Genomic DNA, 15694 nt, shown 5'->3' with positions numbered 1-15694 from the left:
TTGCGCGGGGGCGAGCTGCCTGGGATCGACGCCGACGTCGTCGCCGCCTGCAACTAGGCCGCGATCCGTTGTTCGACCGGGGCCGTCAGCAGCTTGAGCGCTTGTGCATGTTGCAAGTCAGGGACCGCGATCGCCGTGTGGCTGTAGATCGCATGGCTGCGTGATTTTGCAATCTTGTCCAGGATCTGGCTACCCTTGATGACGTGAAGACCCATGCCCTCGTCAGTGGGGAAGATCGCCAGCACCACGTCGTAGGCCGCGATGACGGCCCTGAGTGCTTCGGCCTTGTCCTCGGCGACGTCGACGAAAACACGAACATCAGCCGCGAGTTCACGCAGCTCGTCAAAATCCAGCACTGTGGGATACTCCAAACGCAACGAGACCGAATGGAGATTGGCGGCGTTGGGTTACTGAAGTGTCAACAAGGCGTGCCGAGCCACAAGTTTCACGGCGAGGTGACTTCAGGCTCTAGCGCTTTGCTTCTTCCTTGCGAAGCCGGACCTCCGCGGACTCGTCCACGAGGTTCAAGGCGTGGCCGTCATAACTCAGCTTGAGCCCTCGGCCGACGATCCATGTCCATCCCTCCCGGTCCTTGATCGGTTGGGCGTTGAACTGGTCGGAGATCGATTTGACGGCAGCGTCCTGCGCCCCCGGATTGTTCAACTCCGCCTTGACGCGCCAGATCGGGTGCCTGGCGTCGGCCTCCTCGCTGTCGACCGTAAGCTTGGCGCCGTTGATGTCGCATTCGAAGGTGTAGGAGTCGCGGCTCCGGCGGCAGAGATAGCGGCGTTGATTGACGAGCTTGCTGGTCTCGTCGAATGTCATCCCGGGCGAGAAGCCGAAGATGTCGGACTTCTTCACGAGGGCGAGGGACGCAGGCTTCAGGAAGCTCGGCTGGATCGCGACGAGGGCTGCGACGGCGACAACGATCAAACCTGCGATGACGATAGCGACCTTCATGAGCACCCCACGAGAAACCTTCAGACCATTTTAGGCGGCCGGGCCGTTCTACCATGCCCCCAAAAGCGAAAACCCCGCCTGGGGGAAGCGGGGCTCTCTGTGGGGTGAAGCTTAGGGACTTCAATGATATGACGGCGCCGGCCGCAAAATGGTTCAAACGGAAATCGGAAGGTCCTCCGGCATCTTCACAGGAAGTGGGGAACCCCGCAGAACCCCTGCTTGCGTTTTCGGCCTCGATGGGTTCTAAGCCCCGTCACTTCATGACCTCTGGCATGAAATCAGCGCGCCCCCGCGCTTCAGGCCGCGTCCCCAGCAGAGTTGCTCGCGCGCACAAAAGGAATTCAGACATGGCGAAGATGACGAAGACTCAATTGATTGATGCAATTGCCGAGGGCACGCAGCTTTCGAAGAACGACGTGAAGTCAGTGATCGAGTACATGGCGACGGTCGGCTACAAGGAGCTCAACGAGTCCGGCGAATTCGTCATTCCCGGTTTCGCGAAGATGTCGGTCGTGAACAAGCCGGCGACCGAAGCCCGCATGGGCGTCAATCCCTTCACCAAGGAGCCGATGCAGTTTGCGGCCAAGCCGGCGAGCAAGTCGGTCAAGGCCTCGCCGCTGAAGGTGGCCAAGGACGCCGTCTAAGGCGCTGGTGATGTCGTTGCGGCGGGATGCCGCAACGATCAATGACTGAAGACAAGGTGGTGCTCGGCGACGGCGATGCCGAACATCACCACGACAATCAGGACGAACCACAGAGCGCGCCGGTCGGTTTGTCCCGGCGCGCTCTGCGGTTTCCGGCAAGCCGGGCAGACCGAAAGTCCGATCGGGATCTCGGTCTCACAGTATTCGCAGATCATCGGCGCCTCGATCATGAAGGGCGCGGGGCATCGGCTCTGGGGCCGGACACGGTAGCGCGCGACACCGCCTCATTCGGCCGGTCCAATGCGAATGTTGGAAGATTCGTTCCCGTGGCTACGACCGGCTGCACCTTGGCAGGCAGCCGTTGCCTTCAAAGAAAAACCCCGCGCTTTCGCACGGGGCTCTTCTGGCTGACGGCGTTGGGATTTCAGCGCCTGGCCGCCAGCCGTATTTCTAACTTAAAGTTGAAAACCCAAAAAGCAACAGCGCCGCGATGACGGAATATGTTCGTTCACCGCAGCGCTGCCATATGACTGGGCGCTGAAATCCCCAGCTTCCATGGGTCCACGCGGCGTTGAAAAGGTTCAACGCGACATGCCGGAAATCGCGCGCGAAGGACTGGACTTTTTGTTCTCATTTTGTTCTAGTGAGCCGCCTTAAGGACCGCTTGGGAGGTGACTCATGACCGTCGAAAAACAGCGCGAAGTGATCAGGCTCTGGAACGAGCTCAGGAAGCTCGATGGCCCGGCCGCGGAAGAGCTCCGCATCCAGATCCTGGAATGCTTCTCGGAAAAGGAAAAAGTGAAGCGGGCGGCTTGATCCGCTCCGGCGGACGCCGAACACTAGGGATCCGGCAAACGCCGTCTGACCTGACGGCTCGCGCTTATCGGGCGGCTTTCGCAGGGGCGACGAGGCGACCAATTTGAAGTTCGTTGTGGTTGCCGCCGCGAAAATTCGCCGCTGGTGCTTCAGGAACGAACATGTGCTGTCAGCGTTCGGCCTGCATGACATGCCCGCGATGCGCCAAGCCGATGACGGCGACTTCCGCCAACAGCTTTCGATGCGAACCTTGCCGCGAGATCGTCATCGTGTTCGCGGTCGTCTCGAAATTCCTGCCGCCGAAGATTGTGCCGAGCTACGTCGCTGAAGAGGTTGCGTCGCGCGCTTTCATCGATCGTTAGGAATCGCCTCGCACTGATTTTTTCGACTCCGATTCGTTCTTTGAGAACGAAATGGAGTCGGATGCAGAACATGTTGCACCTGCGGCGGCGATGCGGCCACACGCATCAAAACGAGACAGCGTGATGCTTCGCACAGTCCCGTCCGCGCCTTCTCCGTAAGGAGTGAGGCGAGGGAGAGCGACATGGATGCGTGCTGGTTTCTTGCCGAGATCGCGAAAGTGTTCTGGTACGATCGGCACTCGCGCTTGCGCAAAGGCAAACCGTCAGTGCCGCAAGTGCCGCCGCCGGGATCGAAATCTCCCGAGGCCTCGTCTCCCGATGCGACCTGAGCCGATCGTCGTGCCTGCGCGCACGTTTTGTTAAGAGTCGCTCCACGCCGATTTCTTCGATTCCGATTCGTTCTTCGAGAACGAAATGGTGTCGAAGCTGGAACAAAGCCGGTCGCCAGGCTGCGGTCGCTTCGGCTTCCTGCGATATGGCAAGCAGCTCGCTGGAAATCGCGGGCGCTCCGCAAACTCCTAACAATTGCGCGGAAGCCGATAACCCTATTCGGTTAGGTTAAAAGCCCAATCGCGTTGCGCTTGGCGCTCGTTGCGGTAGATGTCTGGCAAGGACAAGCAAGAAACGACCTTTACCAAGAAGCATTTTTATCATGACACCTTTTTCTGAGCCGTCCTTTTACCAAGGCGACCGAGAGACCTACCGGCGCGTCGCCATCGTCGGCGCGCTGTTCTGTCTCGCTTTCGTGGTGATCAGCTTCTCGCTGCGGCCGCAGCTCGAGGACACGCGCGTCGCGGTCAAGGCAGACCGGCTGGTGCGCACGGCGGGCCAGGCCGCGCACGCCAATTAAAGCGGCGCTAGCGATCGTCGCTGTAGACGCGATCGTCGGCCGGCACCTGCGGGCCCGCGGTGCCGCGCGAGGCAAGCGCCACGAAACCGGCATAGCCGGACAAATTGAGCAAAACTTCGAGCCACGCGGGCATGTCGGGCCTCTTCCGCTCTCTGCGTGAAGGGGGATTCAACGTCCGCGCGTATTCCTGGTTCCATGCTCTCGCCAAGAAATTCGGAAGAAATTCGAAGGAACTCAAAGCGGAGAGGAGGGGTCGAGTCGGCGGCCGAGGGTCGCGACGGATTCGCTCGACGGCTGCTCTTTCAGGAACTCGGCGATCGCCCGCGCCAGCTCGCCGTCGCTCATCGGCGTCGGCGGCGGGTGCAGCGTGCCGACACCGAAGCTGCGAACGATCTCGTCGTAGTGCTGATCGTCGGATCGGGGAACCAGCCTGCGGATACGGGCCAGCAAAGCGGATAGCGGCAAACTCTCCTCCTCGGTCGTTCGCCCCGCTGGCAGCAATCCTCGTCTGCTGCCATCTGCTCCCGTGAAACTGAAAACCCCGCCAGCATCGCGGAGATGCTGACGGGGCTTCGTGCTGTTGCCTCTACCCGGATGGCGGAGGCTCCCGCACTTGAGGAGGCAATCCTCGGCCGGCGATTTCGTTCCGCCCGCATCGGCTTTTTTTGCCCCGCCCGGTTCCGCACCCTGCGCGCAACCATCGCAGGCGCGCGTCGTTATCTCCGCGAGACGCGAAGGAGGAGAGCATGAAGAAAACACTGGCAGTTCTGGCCACCGTCGCAGCCGTTGGCGTGACCGCGGTTGCGGCCCCTGCGCCTGCCGAGGCGCGCGGGCGCGGCATTGGCCCGGGCCTCGCATTTGGCCTCGCCGCCGGCGCGATCACCGCGGGTGCGGTCGCAGCGTCCCATCCGTACGGTTATTACGGCCCGCGCTACGGCTATTATGACGGCCCCGACTATTATTACGGGCCGGGCTCCTACGCCTATTACGGCGGCGGACCGTACTACCGGCGCCATCACCACTGGCGCCATTGGTAGCCACTCTCAAGCGAAAAGCCCGGAGCGATGCTCCGGGCTTTTTTCACGTGCATTGATCGGGACGTGAACTACGGCCAAAGCGAGGGCCGTTCGACCTTGCGGGCGTTCTCCAGGGTCGACACGAAATATTCTTCGCGCTCGCGCTTGAATTTTTCCTGCGTGGCACGGAAGGCGGCGACACGGGCTGCGATTTCATCGCGCTCACGAGCTTTGCGTTCTTCGTCTTCGGTCATGACCATCCCCTCGGGTTTACTTAACTCAAGCACTGCCGCCGCATCATCTTGAGTCGCATTGACACATCCATTGGGGCTCCTGAATGGGGCGTCAATGGGGAGGAGGCATTGCAGGATTGTGATATGCGAAGGTCGGAAAAAATTGCCGGGCACTTCGCGTTGGCGCTTGATAAGAGCGTCAACAATCTTGCCGCTTGCGCATGATGCTGTCAGGCAAAACGAATCGGGAGGCCGCGATTGATTGCATCGAATCTTCAGAGCGGCGTTGAGCGGCTCGGCGACATGATCGCCGAGGCAAGGGTCATCGTGCCGTTCACCGGCGCCGGCATCTCGACCGAATGCGGCATTCCCGACTTCCGCTCGCCGGGCGGAATTTGGACGCGCAACCGTCCGATCCCGTTCGACGAATTCGTCGCGAGCCAGTCAGCGCGGGACGAATCCTGGCGCCGCCGTTTTGCGATGGAGGAGGTCTTCGCGGCGGCGAAACCCGGCCGCGGCCATCGGGCGCTGGCCTCGCTCTATCGCGCCGGCAAGGTTCCCGCCGTCATCACCCAGAACATCGACAATCTGCACCAGGCCTCCGGTTTCGCCGGCGAGCACGTGATTGAACTTCACGGCAATACCACTTATGCGCGCTGCATCGGATGCGGGCAGGCCTATCCGCTGGACTGGGTGAAGCGTCGCTTCGACGACGACGGCCTCGCGCCCAACTGCACCGCGTGCGACGAGCCGGTGAAAACCGCCACGATCTCCTTCGGCCAGATGATGCCCGATGATGAAATGCAGCGCGCGACCGCATTGTCGCAGGCCTGCGACCTCTTCATCGCGATCGGTTCCTCGCTCGTGGTGTGGCCCGCGGCGGGCTTTCCGATGATGGCGAAGAACGCCGGTGCACGTCTGGTGATCATCAATCGCGAGCCGACCGAACAGGACGACATTGCCGATCTCGTCATCCACCACGACATCGGCGAAGCGCTCGGGCCCTTTGTCGCCAATTGAGGCATCAATTTGATTCGCGGCTGTGCAAGCTGTTCATAGGTTCCGCCGAATCTCTTTTTTATCTATGCCTCGCAACCGGGAGTGTTATCTTTTGAGTCGAAAGATTCGCGTCGCGTCCAGTTGAGAAGGTTCTCGAAAGACGCGTGATTCGATGCCGCTGCTGAGGCGGGTCGCATGACAGTGTGGGGTCCGGGGTTATGGGGTCGTCGGACGGATTTGAGTCCAAGAAGCTCGGGGTTCCCGGGCAGGGGGCATCGCCCGGGCGGATCACGCCGGGCGAGCACGGCAGTGCCGGTCGCGAGAGCGGGCTCAGTCCGTTCAGCGGGCTCGGCGAGACCAGCGCCAATCTCGTCGAAGTCCATGGCGTCATCAAATGGTTCGACGCATCCAAGGGCTACGGCTTCATCGTTCCCGACAACGGCTGGCCGGACGTGCTGCTGCACGTAACCGTGCTTAGGCGCGACGGTTTCCAGACTGCCTATGAGGGCGCCCGCATCGTCGTCGAGTGCATCCAGCGCGCCAAGGGTTACCAGGCGTTCCGCGTGGTCTCGATGGACGAGTCGACCGCGATCCATCCGGCGCAGATGCTGCCGCCGCGCACCCATGTCACGGTCACCGCGACCAGCGGGCTGGAACGGGCCCAGGTCAAATGGTTCAACCGGCTGCGCGGCTTCGGCTTCCTGACCTGCGGCGAGGGGACGCCCGACATCTTCGTGCACATGGAGACGCTGCGCCGCTTCGGCATGACCGAGCTCAGGCCCGGCCAGTATGTTCTGGTCCGCTTCGGGCCCGGCTCCAAGGGCATGATGGCGGCCGAGATCCATCCCGAGACCGGATCGCCGGGATTGCAGTCGCACTAAGCGCGAGGAGACTCGCGCTCTAGCTTCCAAGTCCCTGCAAACTTTCAAATCCCCCAAGCTTCATTTCCCGCAATCGTGAGCAGAGCCGCGTCGGCAGACCGGTGCGCCTCTGGCTTTTCCGGCGACCGCCGCGTAAGGACTGGTCCAGTCCCACGCCTCGAGTGCCCCCATGAATCCTGATCGAAAGGCTGTCTGGTCCGTTCTGAAGGGCTGGCTTGCCGCCGTCCTCGTCATCGCCGGCTGTGTCGTTGCCGGCGCGCCTGCCGGCGCCGCCAGCTTCCAGCCGCTCGAGATCGTCACCAAGAACGGCGTGCAGGTGTTCTCGGTGGAAGTGGCGACGACCGAGGAGGAGAAGCAGACCGGCCTGATGTACCGCAAGGAGCTGGCGGACGGCAAAGGCATGCTGTTCGATTTCAATCCCGAGCAGGAGGTGTCGATGTGGATGAAGAACACCTATGTCTCGCTCGACATGATCTTCATCCGCGCCGACGGCCGCATCCTGCGCATTGCCGAGAATACCGAGCCGATGTCGACCAAGATCATCTCGTCCCGGGGGCCCGCCCGGGCCGTGCTGGAGGTGGTGGCGGGAACGGCGCAGAAATACGGCATCCGCCCCGGCGACCGCGTCGGCCATCCGCTGTTCGGCAGCAAATAGCGCGGGCAGGCGGGCGCCTGCCGGGCCCTGGAAGCTTGCCGGCGCTTTGGAAGCCTTGCTGGCGCCTTGGGAAGCGTGTATCGACGGGGCTCGCCGGACATTCGGGGTATAGCGCAGCCTGGTAGCGCGGCAGTTTTGGGTACTGCAGGTCGTTGGTTCGAATCCAGCTGCCCCGACCAGTCCCCTCGTTGAGTCTCCCGGACTTTTTCCCTCTGACCTCTGCCGTGATCTGACAGGCGTCGTTCCGCGACTTCTGCGCGATGTTTCAAGCGGTTGCGGCGCGCTGACCGGGACAGAATTGGCGGCCCCGCATCGAACCTTTTGGCTGTCGTCACAGACATATGTGTGTTGGGGATTTCAGCGCCCAATGTCTAAACGGACGCCGCCAAGCGATGATATTCCGCTTGCGCGGCGTTGCGCTTTTCAGGTGTCGCTTTTCAGATCCGGCCGATCAGCTCGAGGCGTACCAGCCGAACGGAAACGGCAGTAGCGGCCATATGCCGTGGTTGTCGTTGGCGGCTTTCGGCAGCTCATGCGCCGGCGTCCTTGCGATTAGCGTAGGGGACGACGATCGGAGCGCCAGGCGCAGACGTTCACATTGCAAATTCATTGTGGTCGCTCTGACGAGATTCTCGAAATTCAATCTACAAAATTGGACGTCAGCTCAATCAAATCGCCACGCGCCCAAGATGGCGCGGTCATTCTCAAATCGCACGTACATTGTAGATAAATCCGCGCCGGCTTTCAACCGATCTCGGCCGTAAGCCGCGGGGGGAAGTAAGGTTGACCGGTTAGGTTAAGGATGAGCGGTTGTTGCGGCCGCTTCGGCGATCGTTATCAGATCGATTCCGGCTCGCGACGGGCTGCCTGCAATTCGTGCTCACACAAGGTCACGGTTCGTCGCGGCGCGCGTATCCTGTGAGTTCTGCGTCATGTCTTTCGATCGCAACTTCAAAACCGCCGGTCCGCAATCGAGCTGGAGCGAGATCTGGCACCTCTGGACCGTGATCGTGCCCCGCCGCTCGATAAACGGGCAGCTCGTGGTCGGCAAGGTCTGGCGCCGCCATGACGGCCGCGACTGGATCTACAAGAAATTCACCGAGTTCGACGGCGAAGAAGCCGCCTGAAGCGCGATGAGCCGGGCAAACCATCGTCGCGCCTTGGGCCGTTGCTGAGGCCATCGATCTTGGCCCATGGCGGCTGAAGGCCGCGCTTCAACCGCCAGGCGTTGCCGGATCAGGCCGCCTTCGCTGCGGCTGCCGCCGGCTTGGGTGGCGGTGGCTTCAGCGGCTTGTCCTGCTTCTTCGACCACGAAATGTAATAGGCCACCGTCGTCATGATCGCGATGCCGGCGACGCTGACGAAGATCTGTGCGAGCAGCGAGCCCGAGCTCATCGACAGCTCGAAATGGCCGACGAACGACAGGAACACGCCGACGCAGAACACGGCGAGCGACTGCTGGCCGCAGACGATCAGGGGATCGAACACCTTCCATTCCAGTCCCGGCCATTCCTTTGGCACGAAGCGGATCACCATGATCACGATCACGACGAAGTGGAGGAAGCGGTAGGGCGCAAGGTTGGTCTTGTCGTTCGGATTGAAGGCCGAGAACAGCCACTCCGGGAACATGCCGCCGAACGTGGGGAAGCGGCCGGCCATGGTCATGACCAGCGCGAACAAGAGATAGCCGAGACAGAGATAGAGCGTGATCGGCGCGTTGATCAGCGTCATCGAGCGCCGCGCGCCGCCCATCGCGCACCAGGCGCCGAACACGAACAGCACCTGCCAGCAATACGGGTTGAAGTACCACTGGCCGGCCGGATAGGCATTCAGATTCCAGCCGAAGTGACGCGCCGCCAGCCACAGCACGATCGCCAGCACCATCGTCAAATCGGGCTTGCGCAGCATGAACCACAGCACCGGCGGGAACAGGCCCATCAGCACGATGTAGAGCGGCAGCACGTCGAGATTGAGCGGCTTGAAGCGCAGGAACAGGCCCTGGCGCAGCGTCTCGGTGGCGTTGTCGACGAGGCCGGCGACGTTGAACTCGTTGATCATCTCGCTATCGCCGAAGCGCAGCGCCAGATAGCTGATCGACGCGATATAGATCACGAACAGGATGATGTGGGCGACGTAGAGCTGCCAGACCCGCTTGGTCAGCCGGGTGGCGCCGACCAGGAAGCCGCGCTCCAGCATCATCCGCGCATAGACGAACGAGGCGGTATAGCCGGAGATGAAGACGAACAGGTCGGCGGCGTCGGAAAAGCCGTAATTGCGCGTCGTGACCCAGTTCACGACATTATCGGGGATGTGGTCGAGGAAGATCGCCCAGTTCGCGACCCCGCGAAACAGGTCGAGCCTGAGGTCACGGCCTTTTTCAGGGAGCGTGGCGTTGATTTTCAGGAAGGCCATGCGACGGGAGCTTTCGGGAGGGGCGGTTACGCTGATGTCGTCGAAGCAGTGCCGCCGGGCGGGCCCCCAGCGCGAAAGGCGGTACGCAATTGTCACGGTGCAGCATAATGACTATACCGGTGGTGAGGGTGCCCGGGGCCGGAATCACCGATCAGTTCCCAATCGGTGTCTGTATACTATCCCTGAGGTTTCCACCAACTGCTACCGTGACGCATCGAAATCGAACGAAAAGACGAAGAGGCCGGACCGCCAATGACCGCACGCATTTTCAAGCCCGCCAAGAACGCGATGCAATCCGGCCGGTCCAAGACGAAGGAATGGCAGCTCGACTACGAGCCGGAGCAGCCCCGTTCGGTCGAGCCGCTGATGGGCTGGACCTCGTCGGGCGACATGAAGCAGCAGATCACGCTGCGCTTCGACAGCAAGGAAGAGGCGGTCGCCTATTGCGAGCGCAAGGGCATCGCCTACCAGGTGATCGAGCCGCAGGATTCGATCCGCCGCCCGGCCGCCTATGCTGATAATTTCTCGTTCCGCCGCGGCGAGCCCTGGACGCATTGAGGGCGCGGCTGCATCGACTTCAAACGACTTGATGCTCTTGTCATGCCCGGGCCCGGTCCCGGGCATCCACGTTTTGGGTGGGCGTGAACGAACGTGGATCGCCGGGACAGGCCATGACGGTGGAGGAGAGGCATTCCACCCGAACGCGATAGCGTCGCGCCCCGGCGTTCGGACCCTTGGCACCAATTCCGCCGCGTGCTTCGCTGGTCCTGACATCGGAACCACGACGGGGTGGGGGTATGGCGGGGCGTGACCAGCTCGACGGCGTCGATCTGAAGATATTATCCGAGTTGCAGCAGGACGGGCGTATCCGCAACAACGAGCTGGCGCTGCGCGTCGGCGTGTCCGCGCCGAACTGCCTGCGCCGGCTGAAATCGCTGTTCAGCCGCGGCGTGATCCGGGCAGTGCGGGCCGTCATCGACGAGCGGCGGCTCGGCTATGAGGTGGTCTCGTTCGTCTCGATCCAGCTCGGCAGCCAGGCCCAGCCGGTATTGGAGGCGTTCGAGAGCTCGATCGCTGCGATCCCGCGCATCCAGCAGTGCTGGCGGATCTCGGGCGACACCGACTATCTCCTGAGATGCGTGGCGCCGAGCGTGGAGAGCATGCGCCAGCAACTGCTGCATTTCGCGGCCATGCCTGACGTGAAGAACGTCCGCAGCTTCCCGGTGCTGGGTGTCGCGAAGGACGTGCCGCTGCCGTTGCAGGACGTCGCGGCGGTATCGGCGGGATAGGGAAACATTCCAGGCGCCGTTACTCCAAGATCGCGAAAATCCGTGGGCGCCACGCGTCGTCGATTTCTGCACTATAATACTGATTAACTCACATAACTGTGACATGTGATTTCGGAAGTCCTGTGATGCGCTGAGACGTGATTGCCGGTGCCGGTGCGCCGCCTAGATGCAAGGGGTGAACCTCAGCCTGCGTCGCATCCTGAGGACTCTTTTGTGGGACCCTGAAGCTGGAAAAGACACCATGACCTCGAAGACGATTGTCGCATCCGCTGCGACGCTGTTTGCATCGGCGTTTCTCATGATGACCGCACCCGCCGCGCAGGCGGAAGAGTACTGCATCACCAACGGCGCCCAGGCCGCTCATGGCTGCGGCTATCCGACGATGGAAGCCTGCCGGGCTGCGGCGGGCGGGATCGGCGGCACCTGCTCGCAGAGCGGCGGCGCGAAGACCTCGAACGACGCGCTGGCCTATCAGCCGAAGCAGTCGCGCACCAAGCTTCGCCCCGGTGCGCAGACCAACTCGAACTAACGCCTGTATATGAGACGGGTTTCGAGACTTCGGCCTCCGAGAGTTCATCTCGGGGGCCGTAAATTCATGACGGTGAGGCGACAGCGGGCGTGTCTCAGCGATACCGGCCGCGAAACTCGCGCGGCGAGGCACCGGTCCAGGTGCGGAACGCGCGGGAAAAGCTCTTCTCGTTGCGGAAGCCCGCGATCTCCGCGATGCGTTTGATCGGCGTGCGGCCTCGCGTCAGCTCCTGTTTTGCCAGTTCGAATTTTGCCTCTTCCTTGAGGTCGCGCAACGAGGTGGCCTCCTCGCGCAGGCGCCGATGCATGGTGCGGGTGGAGAGCGCAAGCTCGCTTGCGACATCCTCGGCACCGAGACTGCGTCCGCGCGCATTGCGGAGCACGCGGCGGACACGCTCGACCAGCAGCCGGTCGCGCCGATAGGGCAGCACGGTCAACCGCAGCGCGCCCTTGAGCATGTTGTCGAGATCGGCCGGACTGCGCGTCAGCGGCAGCGATAGATAATGCTTGTCGAAGACGATCCGAGCGCAGTCCGCGTCGAAGCGGACGCTTTTGCAGAAGATGGTAGGATAGACCGAAACGTGTCCCGGCTCAGGATAAGGGAATTCCGCCGCGCGTAGCGCAATCGCGGAATCGACCGCCCAGCAGGAGAAGCCGAGGGCGTAGCGGAGCAGAGTGACGAGGCAGAATTCGCGCAAGGGCCCGAGGTCGCGCAGTTCCCGGATCGAGACGACCGCGGTCTCCTCGCTGAGCTCGAGATCGAGCAGCACGTCCTCGGTGAGCAGACGATGATGCCGGCACCAGCGCTTGAGCGCGACCTCCAGCGTCGGCGCGGTGATCGAAGCGCGGCACAACATGCCGTAGGTGCCCCAGGGCAGCCGCCGCGAGAACCAGCCGAGCGCCTCGTCGTCGAGCTCCCGCATGGCATGGCCCGCCAACGCCTCGAACTGGGCGGCGGTGATCCGCCCATCCGGAGAATTGACAAGGTCCGGCGCTACCTGACCGCGGCTCAGCGCCTCAGCCGGGTCGCGGCCATATCGTTCATAGGCGGCGACCACGCCGCGGACGAAGGCGGTGGGGGTCACGGCGCGGCGCGAGGTCGCGGTGGCGGCTTGAAAAGGCATTGCGAACCTTTGGGAATTCCTCTCGAAAATCCTCGCCAAGTTTGGCGGAAAATGCAACCTTTTCGACCGCAAGAGGGCTTCGATCCCGCTAGGTTCGAAGGTCAAAATACGGAGGAATCGCCTTGAACATCCCGAGCATCGACTTCGATCTGGGCGAAGACGTCGGCATGTTGCGCGACACGCTTCGCGCCTTCGTGGAGGCGGAGATCACCCCCCGCGCGGCCGACATCGAGAAGGCCAATCTGTTCCCCGCAGACCTCTGGAAGCGCTTCGGCGACCTTGGCCTGCTCGGCATGACCGCGCCGGAGCAATATGGCGGCTCGAACATGGGCTATCTCGCCCATATCGTCGCCATGGAGGAGATTTCGCGCGGTTCCGCGGCCGTGGGTCTGTCCTACGGCGCCCATTCCAACCTCTGCGTCAACCAGATCCGCCGCAACGGCAATGACGCGCAGCGCCAGCGCTATTTGCCGAAGCTGATCTCCGGCGACTATGTCGGCGCGCTCGCGATGTCCGAGCCGGGCGCCGGCTCCGACGTCGTCTCGATGAAGCTGCGCGCCGACAAGCGCGGCGACCGCTACGTGCTCAACGGCTCGAAGATGTGGATCACCAATGGCGGCGACGCTGACGTGCTCGTCGTCTACGCCAAGACCGATCCGGCGGCCGGCCCGCGCGGGATGACCGCTTTCTTGATCGAGAAGGGCTTCAAGGGTTTTACCCACGGCCAGCATCTCGACAAGCTCGGCATGCGCGGTTCCAACACCTATCCCTTGTTCTTCGACGAGTGCGAGGTGCCGGAGGAGAACGTGCTCGGCAAGGTGGGCGAGGGCGTCAGGGTGCTGATGTCCGGCCTCGACTATGAGCGCACGGTGCTGTCGGGCGGCCCGCTCGGGATCATGGCGGCCTGCATGGACGCGGTCGTGCCCTACATGCACGAGCGCAAGCAGTTCGGTCAGCCGATCGGCGATTTCCAGCTGATGCAGGGCAAGCTCGCCGACATGTATGCGACATGGCAGGCCACGCGCGCCTATGTCTATGCGGTGGGACGCGCTTGCGACCGCGCCGACCACGCCCGCAGCTTGCGCAAGGATGCGGCGGCGGCGATCCTCTATTCCGCGGAGAAGGCAACGTGGATGGCCGGCGAGGCGATCCAGGCGCTCGGCGGGGTCGGCTATACCAGTGAATTCCCTGTGGGGCGTCTGTGGCGCGACGCCAAGCTGTACGAGATCGGCGCGGGGACGTCCGAGGTTCGCCGCATGTTGATCGGCCGTGAACTGATGTCCGAGACGGCCTAAAACCCTCACCTTATTGGAATCAACATGCCGCTCCATTCCAGCATCGATCCGTCTTCATCAGACTTTGCGCGCAATTCCGAGGCCATGCGCACGCTTGTCGCGGACTTGCGCGAAAAGCTCAGCCAGGTCGCCGGTGGTGGCGGCGAGGCCTCGCGCAACCGCCACACCTCGCGCGGCAAGATGCTGGCACGCGAGCGCGTTGACCTCCTGGTCGATCCCGGCACCTCGTTTCTGGAGCTGTCGCCGCTCGCGGCCTACGGTCTCTATGGCGGCGACGTGCATTCGGCGAGCGTCGTGACGGGGGTGGGGCGCATTTCGGGGCGCGAATGCATGATCGTCGCCAACGACGCCACCATCAAGGGCGGCACTTACTACCCCATGACGGTGAAGAAGCATCTGCGCGCGCAGGACGTGGCGCGGCAGAACAATCTGCCCTGCGTCTACATGGTCGATTCCGGCGGCGCCTTCCTTCCGCTGCAGGACGAGATCTTCCCGGACGAGCGGCATTTCGGCCGTATCTTCTATAACCAGGCGCAGATGTCGTCCCAGGGCATTCCGCAGATCGCGATCGTGATGGGCTCCTGCACCGCGGGGGGCGCCTATGTTCCGGCGATGTCGGACGAGAGCATCATCGTGCGCAATCAAGGTACCATCTTTCTCGGCGGCCCGCCGCTGGTGAAGGCCGCGACCGGCGAGGTCGTCAGCGCCGAGGAGCTCGGCGGCGCCGACGTGCATTCGCGCCAGTCGGGAGTCACGGATCACTACGCCCAGAACGATGCCCATGCGATCGGCATCGCGCGGCGTATCGTCGGCACGCTGAAGCCGTCGGTGCGGCCGAACCTCAACATGCACGAGCCGCGCGAGCCGCTGTTCGCGGCGGAGGAGATCTACGGCGTGGTGCCGGTCGACGGCCGCAAGCCGTTCGACGTGCGCGACATCATCGCCCGCGTCGTCGATGGCTCCGAGTTCGACGAGTTCAAGAAACTCTACGGCACTACGCTGGTCTGCGGCTTCGCCCATATCTGGGGCTATCCGGTCGGCATCATCGCCAACAACGGCATTCTCTTCAGTGAGAGTTCACTGAAGGGCGCCCATTTCATCGAGCTGTGCTGCCAGCGCGGCATTCCCCTGGTGTTCCTGCAGAACATCACCGGCTTCATGGTCGGCAAGAAATACGAGGCCGGCGGCATTGCGCGCGATGGTGCCAAGCTGGTGACGGCGGTTGCGACCGCCTCGGTGCCGAAATTCACCGTGGTTATCGGCGGCTCCTACGGCGCCGGCAATTACGGCATGTGCGGCCGCGCCTACTCACCGCGCTTCCTCTGGATGTGGCCGAACGCGCGCATCTCGGTGATGGGCGGCGAACAGGCGTCCATGGTGCTGAGCCAGGTCCGGCGCGACAATATCGAGGCCAAGGGCGATAGCTGGTCGAAGGAGGAGGAAGATAAATTCCGCGAGCCCATCCGCGCACAATATGAGAGCCAGGGACACCCGTATTACGCGACCGCGCGCCTCTGGGACGACGGCGTGATCGACCCCGCTGACACGCGCCTCGTGCTCGGCCTTGGCCTCTCGGCGGCGTCGAATGCGCCGATCGAACCGACGAAATTCGGCCTGTTCAGGATGTGAT

The 15694-nt window shown here is 62.7% G+C and carries 23 protein-coding genes and 1 tRNA gene; 16 read left to right on the top strand and 8 right to left on the bottom strand.

All coding sequences use genetic code 11. The features are described from left to right. Nucleotides 1–53 precede the first annotated feature (53 nt). Both GA0061098_RS13605 and GA0061098_RS13600 read right to left on the bottom strand, forming a co-directional pair. A complete protein-coding gene (locus GA0061098_RS13605) occupies nucleotides 54–356 on the bottom strand; it encodes a hypothetical protein (protein WP_018323106.1) in 303 nt (100 codons plus the stop codon). A gap of 112 nt (nucleotides 357–468) precedes the next feature. After that, on the bottom strand, nucleotides 469–960 hold the full coding sequence (locus GA0061098_RS13600) for a hypothetical protein (protein ID WP_091956774.1): 492 nt from the start codon (nucleotides 958–960) through the stop codon (nucleotides 469–471). Between the two features lie 347 nt (nucleotides 961–1307). On the opposite strand from GA0061098_RS13600, the gene GA0061098_RS13595 reads away from it, so the two are divergent. Next, complete coding sequence (locus tag GA0061098_RS13595; RefSeq protein WP_094896974.1) at nucleotides 1308–1604, top strand: HU family DNA-binding protein; 297 nt, start codon at nucleotides 1308–1310, stop codon at nucleotides 1602–1604. A gap of 38 nt (nucleotides 1605–1642) precedes the next feature. Here GA0061098_RS13595 and GA0061098_RS13590 read toward each other — a convergent pair whose 3' ends face one another. Then, entirely contained in the window at nucleotides 1643–1834 is a 192-nt protein-coding gene (locus GA0061098_RS13590; protein WP_091956772.1) for a hypothetical protein, read from the bottom strand. Between the two features lie 448 nt (nucleotides 1835–2282). Between GA0061098_RS13590 and GA0061098_RS44940 the strand changes: the two genes are divergently transcribed. The 4 genes from GA0061098_RS44940 (at nucleotide 2283) to GA0061098_RS13585 (ending at nucleotide 3632) form a co-directional block, all read left to right on the top strand. After that, entirely contained in the window at nucleotides 2283–2420 is a 138-nt protein-coding gene (locus GA0061098_RS44940) for a hypothetical protein (RefSeq protein WP_165637345.1), read from the top strand. Between the two features lie 103 nt (nucleotides 2421–2523). Continuing rightward, complete coding sequence (locus GA0061098_RS43720) at nucleotides 2524–2748, top strand: hypothetical protein (RefSeq protein WP_129590851.1); 225 nt, start codon at nucleotides 2524–2526, stop codon at nucleotides 2746–2748. A gap of 216 nt (nucleotides 2749–2964) precedes the next feature. Beyond that, nucleotides 2965–3111: a hypothetical protein gene (locus GA0061098_RS44935; protein ID WP_165637344.1), complete on the top strand. Its 147-nt coding sequence runs from the start codon at nucleotides 2965–2967 to the stop codon at nucleotides 3109–3111. Nucleotides 3112–3434: 323 nt separating this feature from the next. Then, nucleotides 3435–3632, top strand: coding sequence for a hypothetical protein (locus GA0061098_RS13585; protein WP_091956771.1), 198 nt, complete (start codon nucleotides 3435–3437; stop codon nucleotides 3630–3632). Nucleotides 3633–3639: 7 nt separating this feature from the next. On the opposite strand, the gene GA0061098_RS46965 is transcribed toward GA0061098_RS13585, so the two are convergent. Both GA0061098_RS46965 and GA0061098_RS13580 read right to left on the bottom strand, forming a co-directional pair. Further along, nucleotides 3640–3765 (bottom strand): hypothetical protein, encoded by a 126-nt coding sequence (locus GA0061098_RS46965; protein WP_104461433.1) that lies wholly within the window; start codon nucleotides 3763–3765, stop codon nucleotides 3640–3642. A gap of 101 nt (nucleotides 3766–3866) precedes the next feature. After that, on the bottom strand, nucleotides 3867–4097 hold the full coding sequence (locus tag GA0061098_RS13580) for a hypothetical protein (RefSeq protein ID WP_028144755.1): 231 nt from the start codon (nucleotides 4095–4097) through the stop codon (nucleotides 3867–3869). Between the two features lie 281 nt (nucleotides 4098–4378). On the opposite strand from GA0061098_RS13580, the gene GA0061098_RS13575 reads away from it, so the two are divergent. Further along, nucleotides 4379–4669, top strand: a complete 291-nt coding sequence (locus tag GA0061098_RS13575) for a hypothetical protein (RefSeq protein WP_091956770.1) — start codon at nucleotides 4379–4381, stop codon at nucleotides 4667–4669. A gap of 68 nt (nucleotides 4670–4737) precedes the next feature. On the opposite strand, the gene GA0061098_RS44930 is transcribed toward GA0061098_RS13575, so the two are convergent. Then, on the bottom strand, nucleotides 4738–4902 hold the full coding sequence (locus GA0061098_RS44930; protein WP_162832225.1) for a hypothetical protein: 165 nt from the start codon (nucleotides 4900–4902) through the stop codon (nucleotides 4738–4740). Between the two features lie 237 nt (nucleotides 4903–5139). Here GA0061098_RS44930 and GA0061098_RS13570 point away from each other — a divergent pair, with 237 nt between their 5' ends. The 5 genes from GA0061098_RS13570 to GA0061098_RS13545 all read left to right on the top strand — a co-directional run bounded on the left by GA0061098_RS13570 (nucleotide 5140) and on the right by GA0061098_RS13545 (nucleotide 8543). Further along, the gene (locus GA0061098_RS13570) at nucleotides 5140–5901 is read left to right on the top strand and encodes an SIR2 family NAD-dependent protein deacylase (RefSeq protein WP_165637343.1); all 762 of its coding nucleotides are present in this window, start codon (nucleotides 5140–5142) and stop codon (nucleotides 5899–5901) included. Between the two features lie 197 nt (nucleotides 5902–6098). Then, complete coding sequence (locus GA0061098_RS13565) at nucleotides 6099–6761, top strand: cold-shock protein (protein ID WP_026202878.1); 663 nt, start codon at nucleotides 6099–6101, stop codon at nucleotides 6759–6761. A 169-nt stretch (nucleotides 6762–6930) separates the two neighbouring features. Continuing rightward, the gene (locus GA0061098_RS13560; RefSeq protein WP_091956769.1) at nucleotides 6931–7416 is read left to right on the top strand and encodes a DUF192 domain-containing protein; all 486 of its coding nucleotides are present in this window, start codon (nucleotides 6931–6933) and stop codon (nucleotides 7414–7416) included. Between the two features lie 102 nt (nucleotides 7417–7518). Next, nucleotides 7519–7595: transfer RNA gene (locus GA0061098_RS13555), tRNA-Pro, on the top strand. A 753-nt stretch (nucleotides 7596–8348) separates the two neighbouring features. Further along, complete coding sequence (locus GA0061098_RS13545) at nucleotides 8349–8543, top strand: hypothetical protein (protein WP_018323121.1); 195 nt, start codon at nucleotides 8349–8351, stop codon at nucleotides 8541–8543. A gap of 109 nt (nucleotides 8544–8652) precedes the next feature. Here the strand turns inward: GA0061098_RS13545 and GA0061098_RS13540 are convergent, their stop codons facing one another. Further along, nucleotides 8653–9828, bottom strand: a complete 1176-nt coding sequence (locus tag GA0061098_RS13540) for an OpgC domain-containing protein (protein ID WP_091956767.1) — start codon at nucleotides 9826–9828, stop codon at nucleotides 8653–8655. Between the two features lie 252 nt (nucleotides 9829–10080). Between GA0061098_RS13540 and GA0061098_RS13535 the strand changes: the two genes are divergently transcribed. From GA0061098_RS13535 to GA0061098_RS13525, 3 genes are all read left to right on the top strand, one after another. Further along, a complete protein-coding gene (locus tag GA0061098_RS13535) occupies nucleotides 10081–10386 on the top strand; it encodes an ETC complex I subunit (RefSeq protein WP_091956766.1) in 306 nt (101 codons plus the stop codon). A gap of 239 nt (nucleotides 10387–10625) precedes the next feature. Continuing rightward, nucleotides 10626–11117 carry an Lrp/AsnC family transcriptional regulator gene (locus GA0061098_RS13530; protein WP_018323124.1) on the top strand — a complete coding sequence of 164 codons (492 nt, stop codon included), beginning with the start codon at nucleotides 10626–10628 and terminating at the stop codon, nucleotides 11115–11117. A gap of 241 nt (nucleotides 11118–11358) precedes the next feature. Next, complete coding sequence (locus tag GA0061098_RS13525) at nucleotides 11359–11646, top strand: DUF3551 domain-containing protein (RefSeq protein WP_091956765.1); 288 nt, start codon at nucleotides 11359–11361, stop codon at nucleotides 11644–11646. A 94-nt stretch (nucleotides 11647–11740) separates the two neighbouring features. Here GA0061098_RS13525 and GA0061098_RS13520 read toward each other — a convergent pair whose 3' ends face one another. After that, nucleotides 11741–12769 carry an AraC family transcriptional regulator gene (locus GA0061098_RS13520; protein WP_091956764.1) on the bottom strand — a complete coding sequence of 343 codons (1029 nt, stop codon included), beginning with the start codon at nucleotides 12767–12769 and terminating at the stop codon, nucleotides 11741–11743. Nucleotides 12770–12936: 167 nt separating this feature from the next. Here GA0061098_RS13520 and GA0061098_RS13515 point away from each other — a divergent pair, with 167 nt between their 5' ends. Together GA0061098_RS13515 and GA0061098_RS13510 are read left to right on the top strand one after the other, a co-directional pair. Further along, nucleotides 12937–14064, top strand: coding sequence for an isovaleryl-CoA dehydrogenase (locus GA0061098_RS13515; protein WP_091956974.1), 1128 nt, complete (start codon nucleotides 12937–12939; stop codon nucleotides 14062–14064). Nucleotides 14065–14088: 24 nt separating this feature from the next. Continuing rightward, nucleotides 14089–15693, top strand: a complete 1605-nt coding sequence (locus tag GA0061098_RS13510; protein ID WP_091956763.1) for a carboxyl transferase domain-containing protein — start codon at nucleotides 14089–14091, stop codon at nucleotides 15691–15693. Nucleotide 15694: the final 1 nt, after the last annotated feature.

Source organism: Bradyrhizobium shewense, from assembly GCF_900094605.1.
GTDB classification, from domain to species: Bacteria; Pseudomonadota; Alphaproteobacteria; order Rhizobiales; family Xanthobacteraceae; genus Bradyrhizobium; species Bradyrhizobium shewense.
This window is presented reverse-complemented; position numbering and strand designations above follow the sequence as displayed.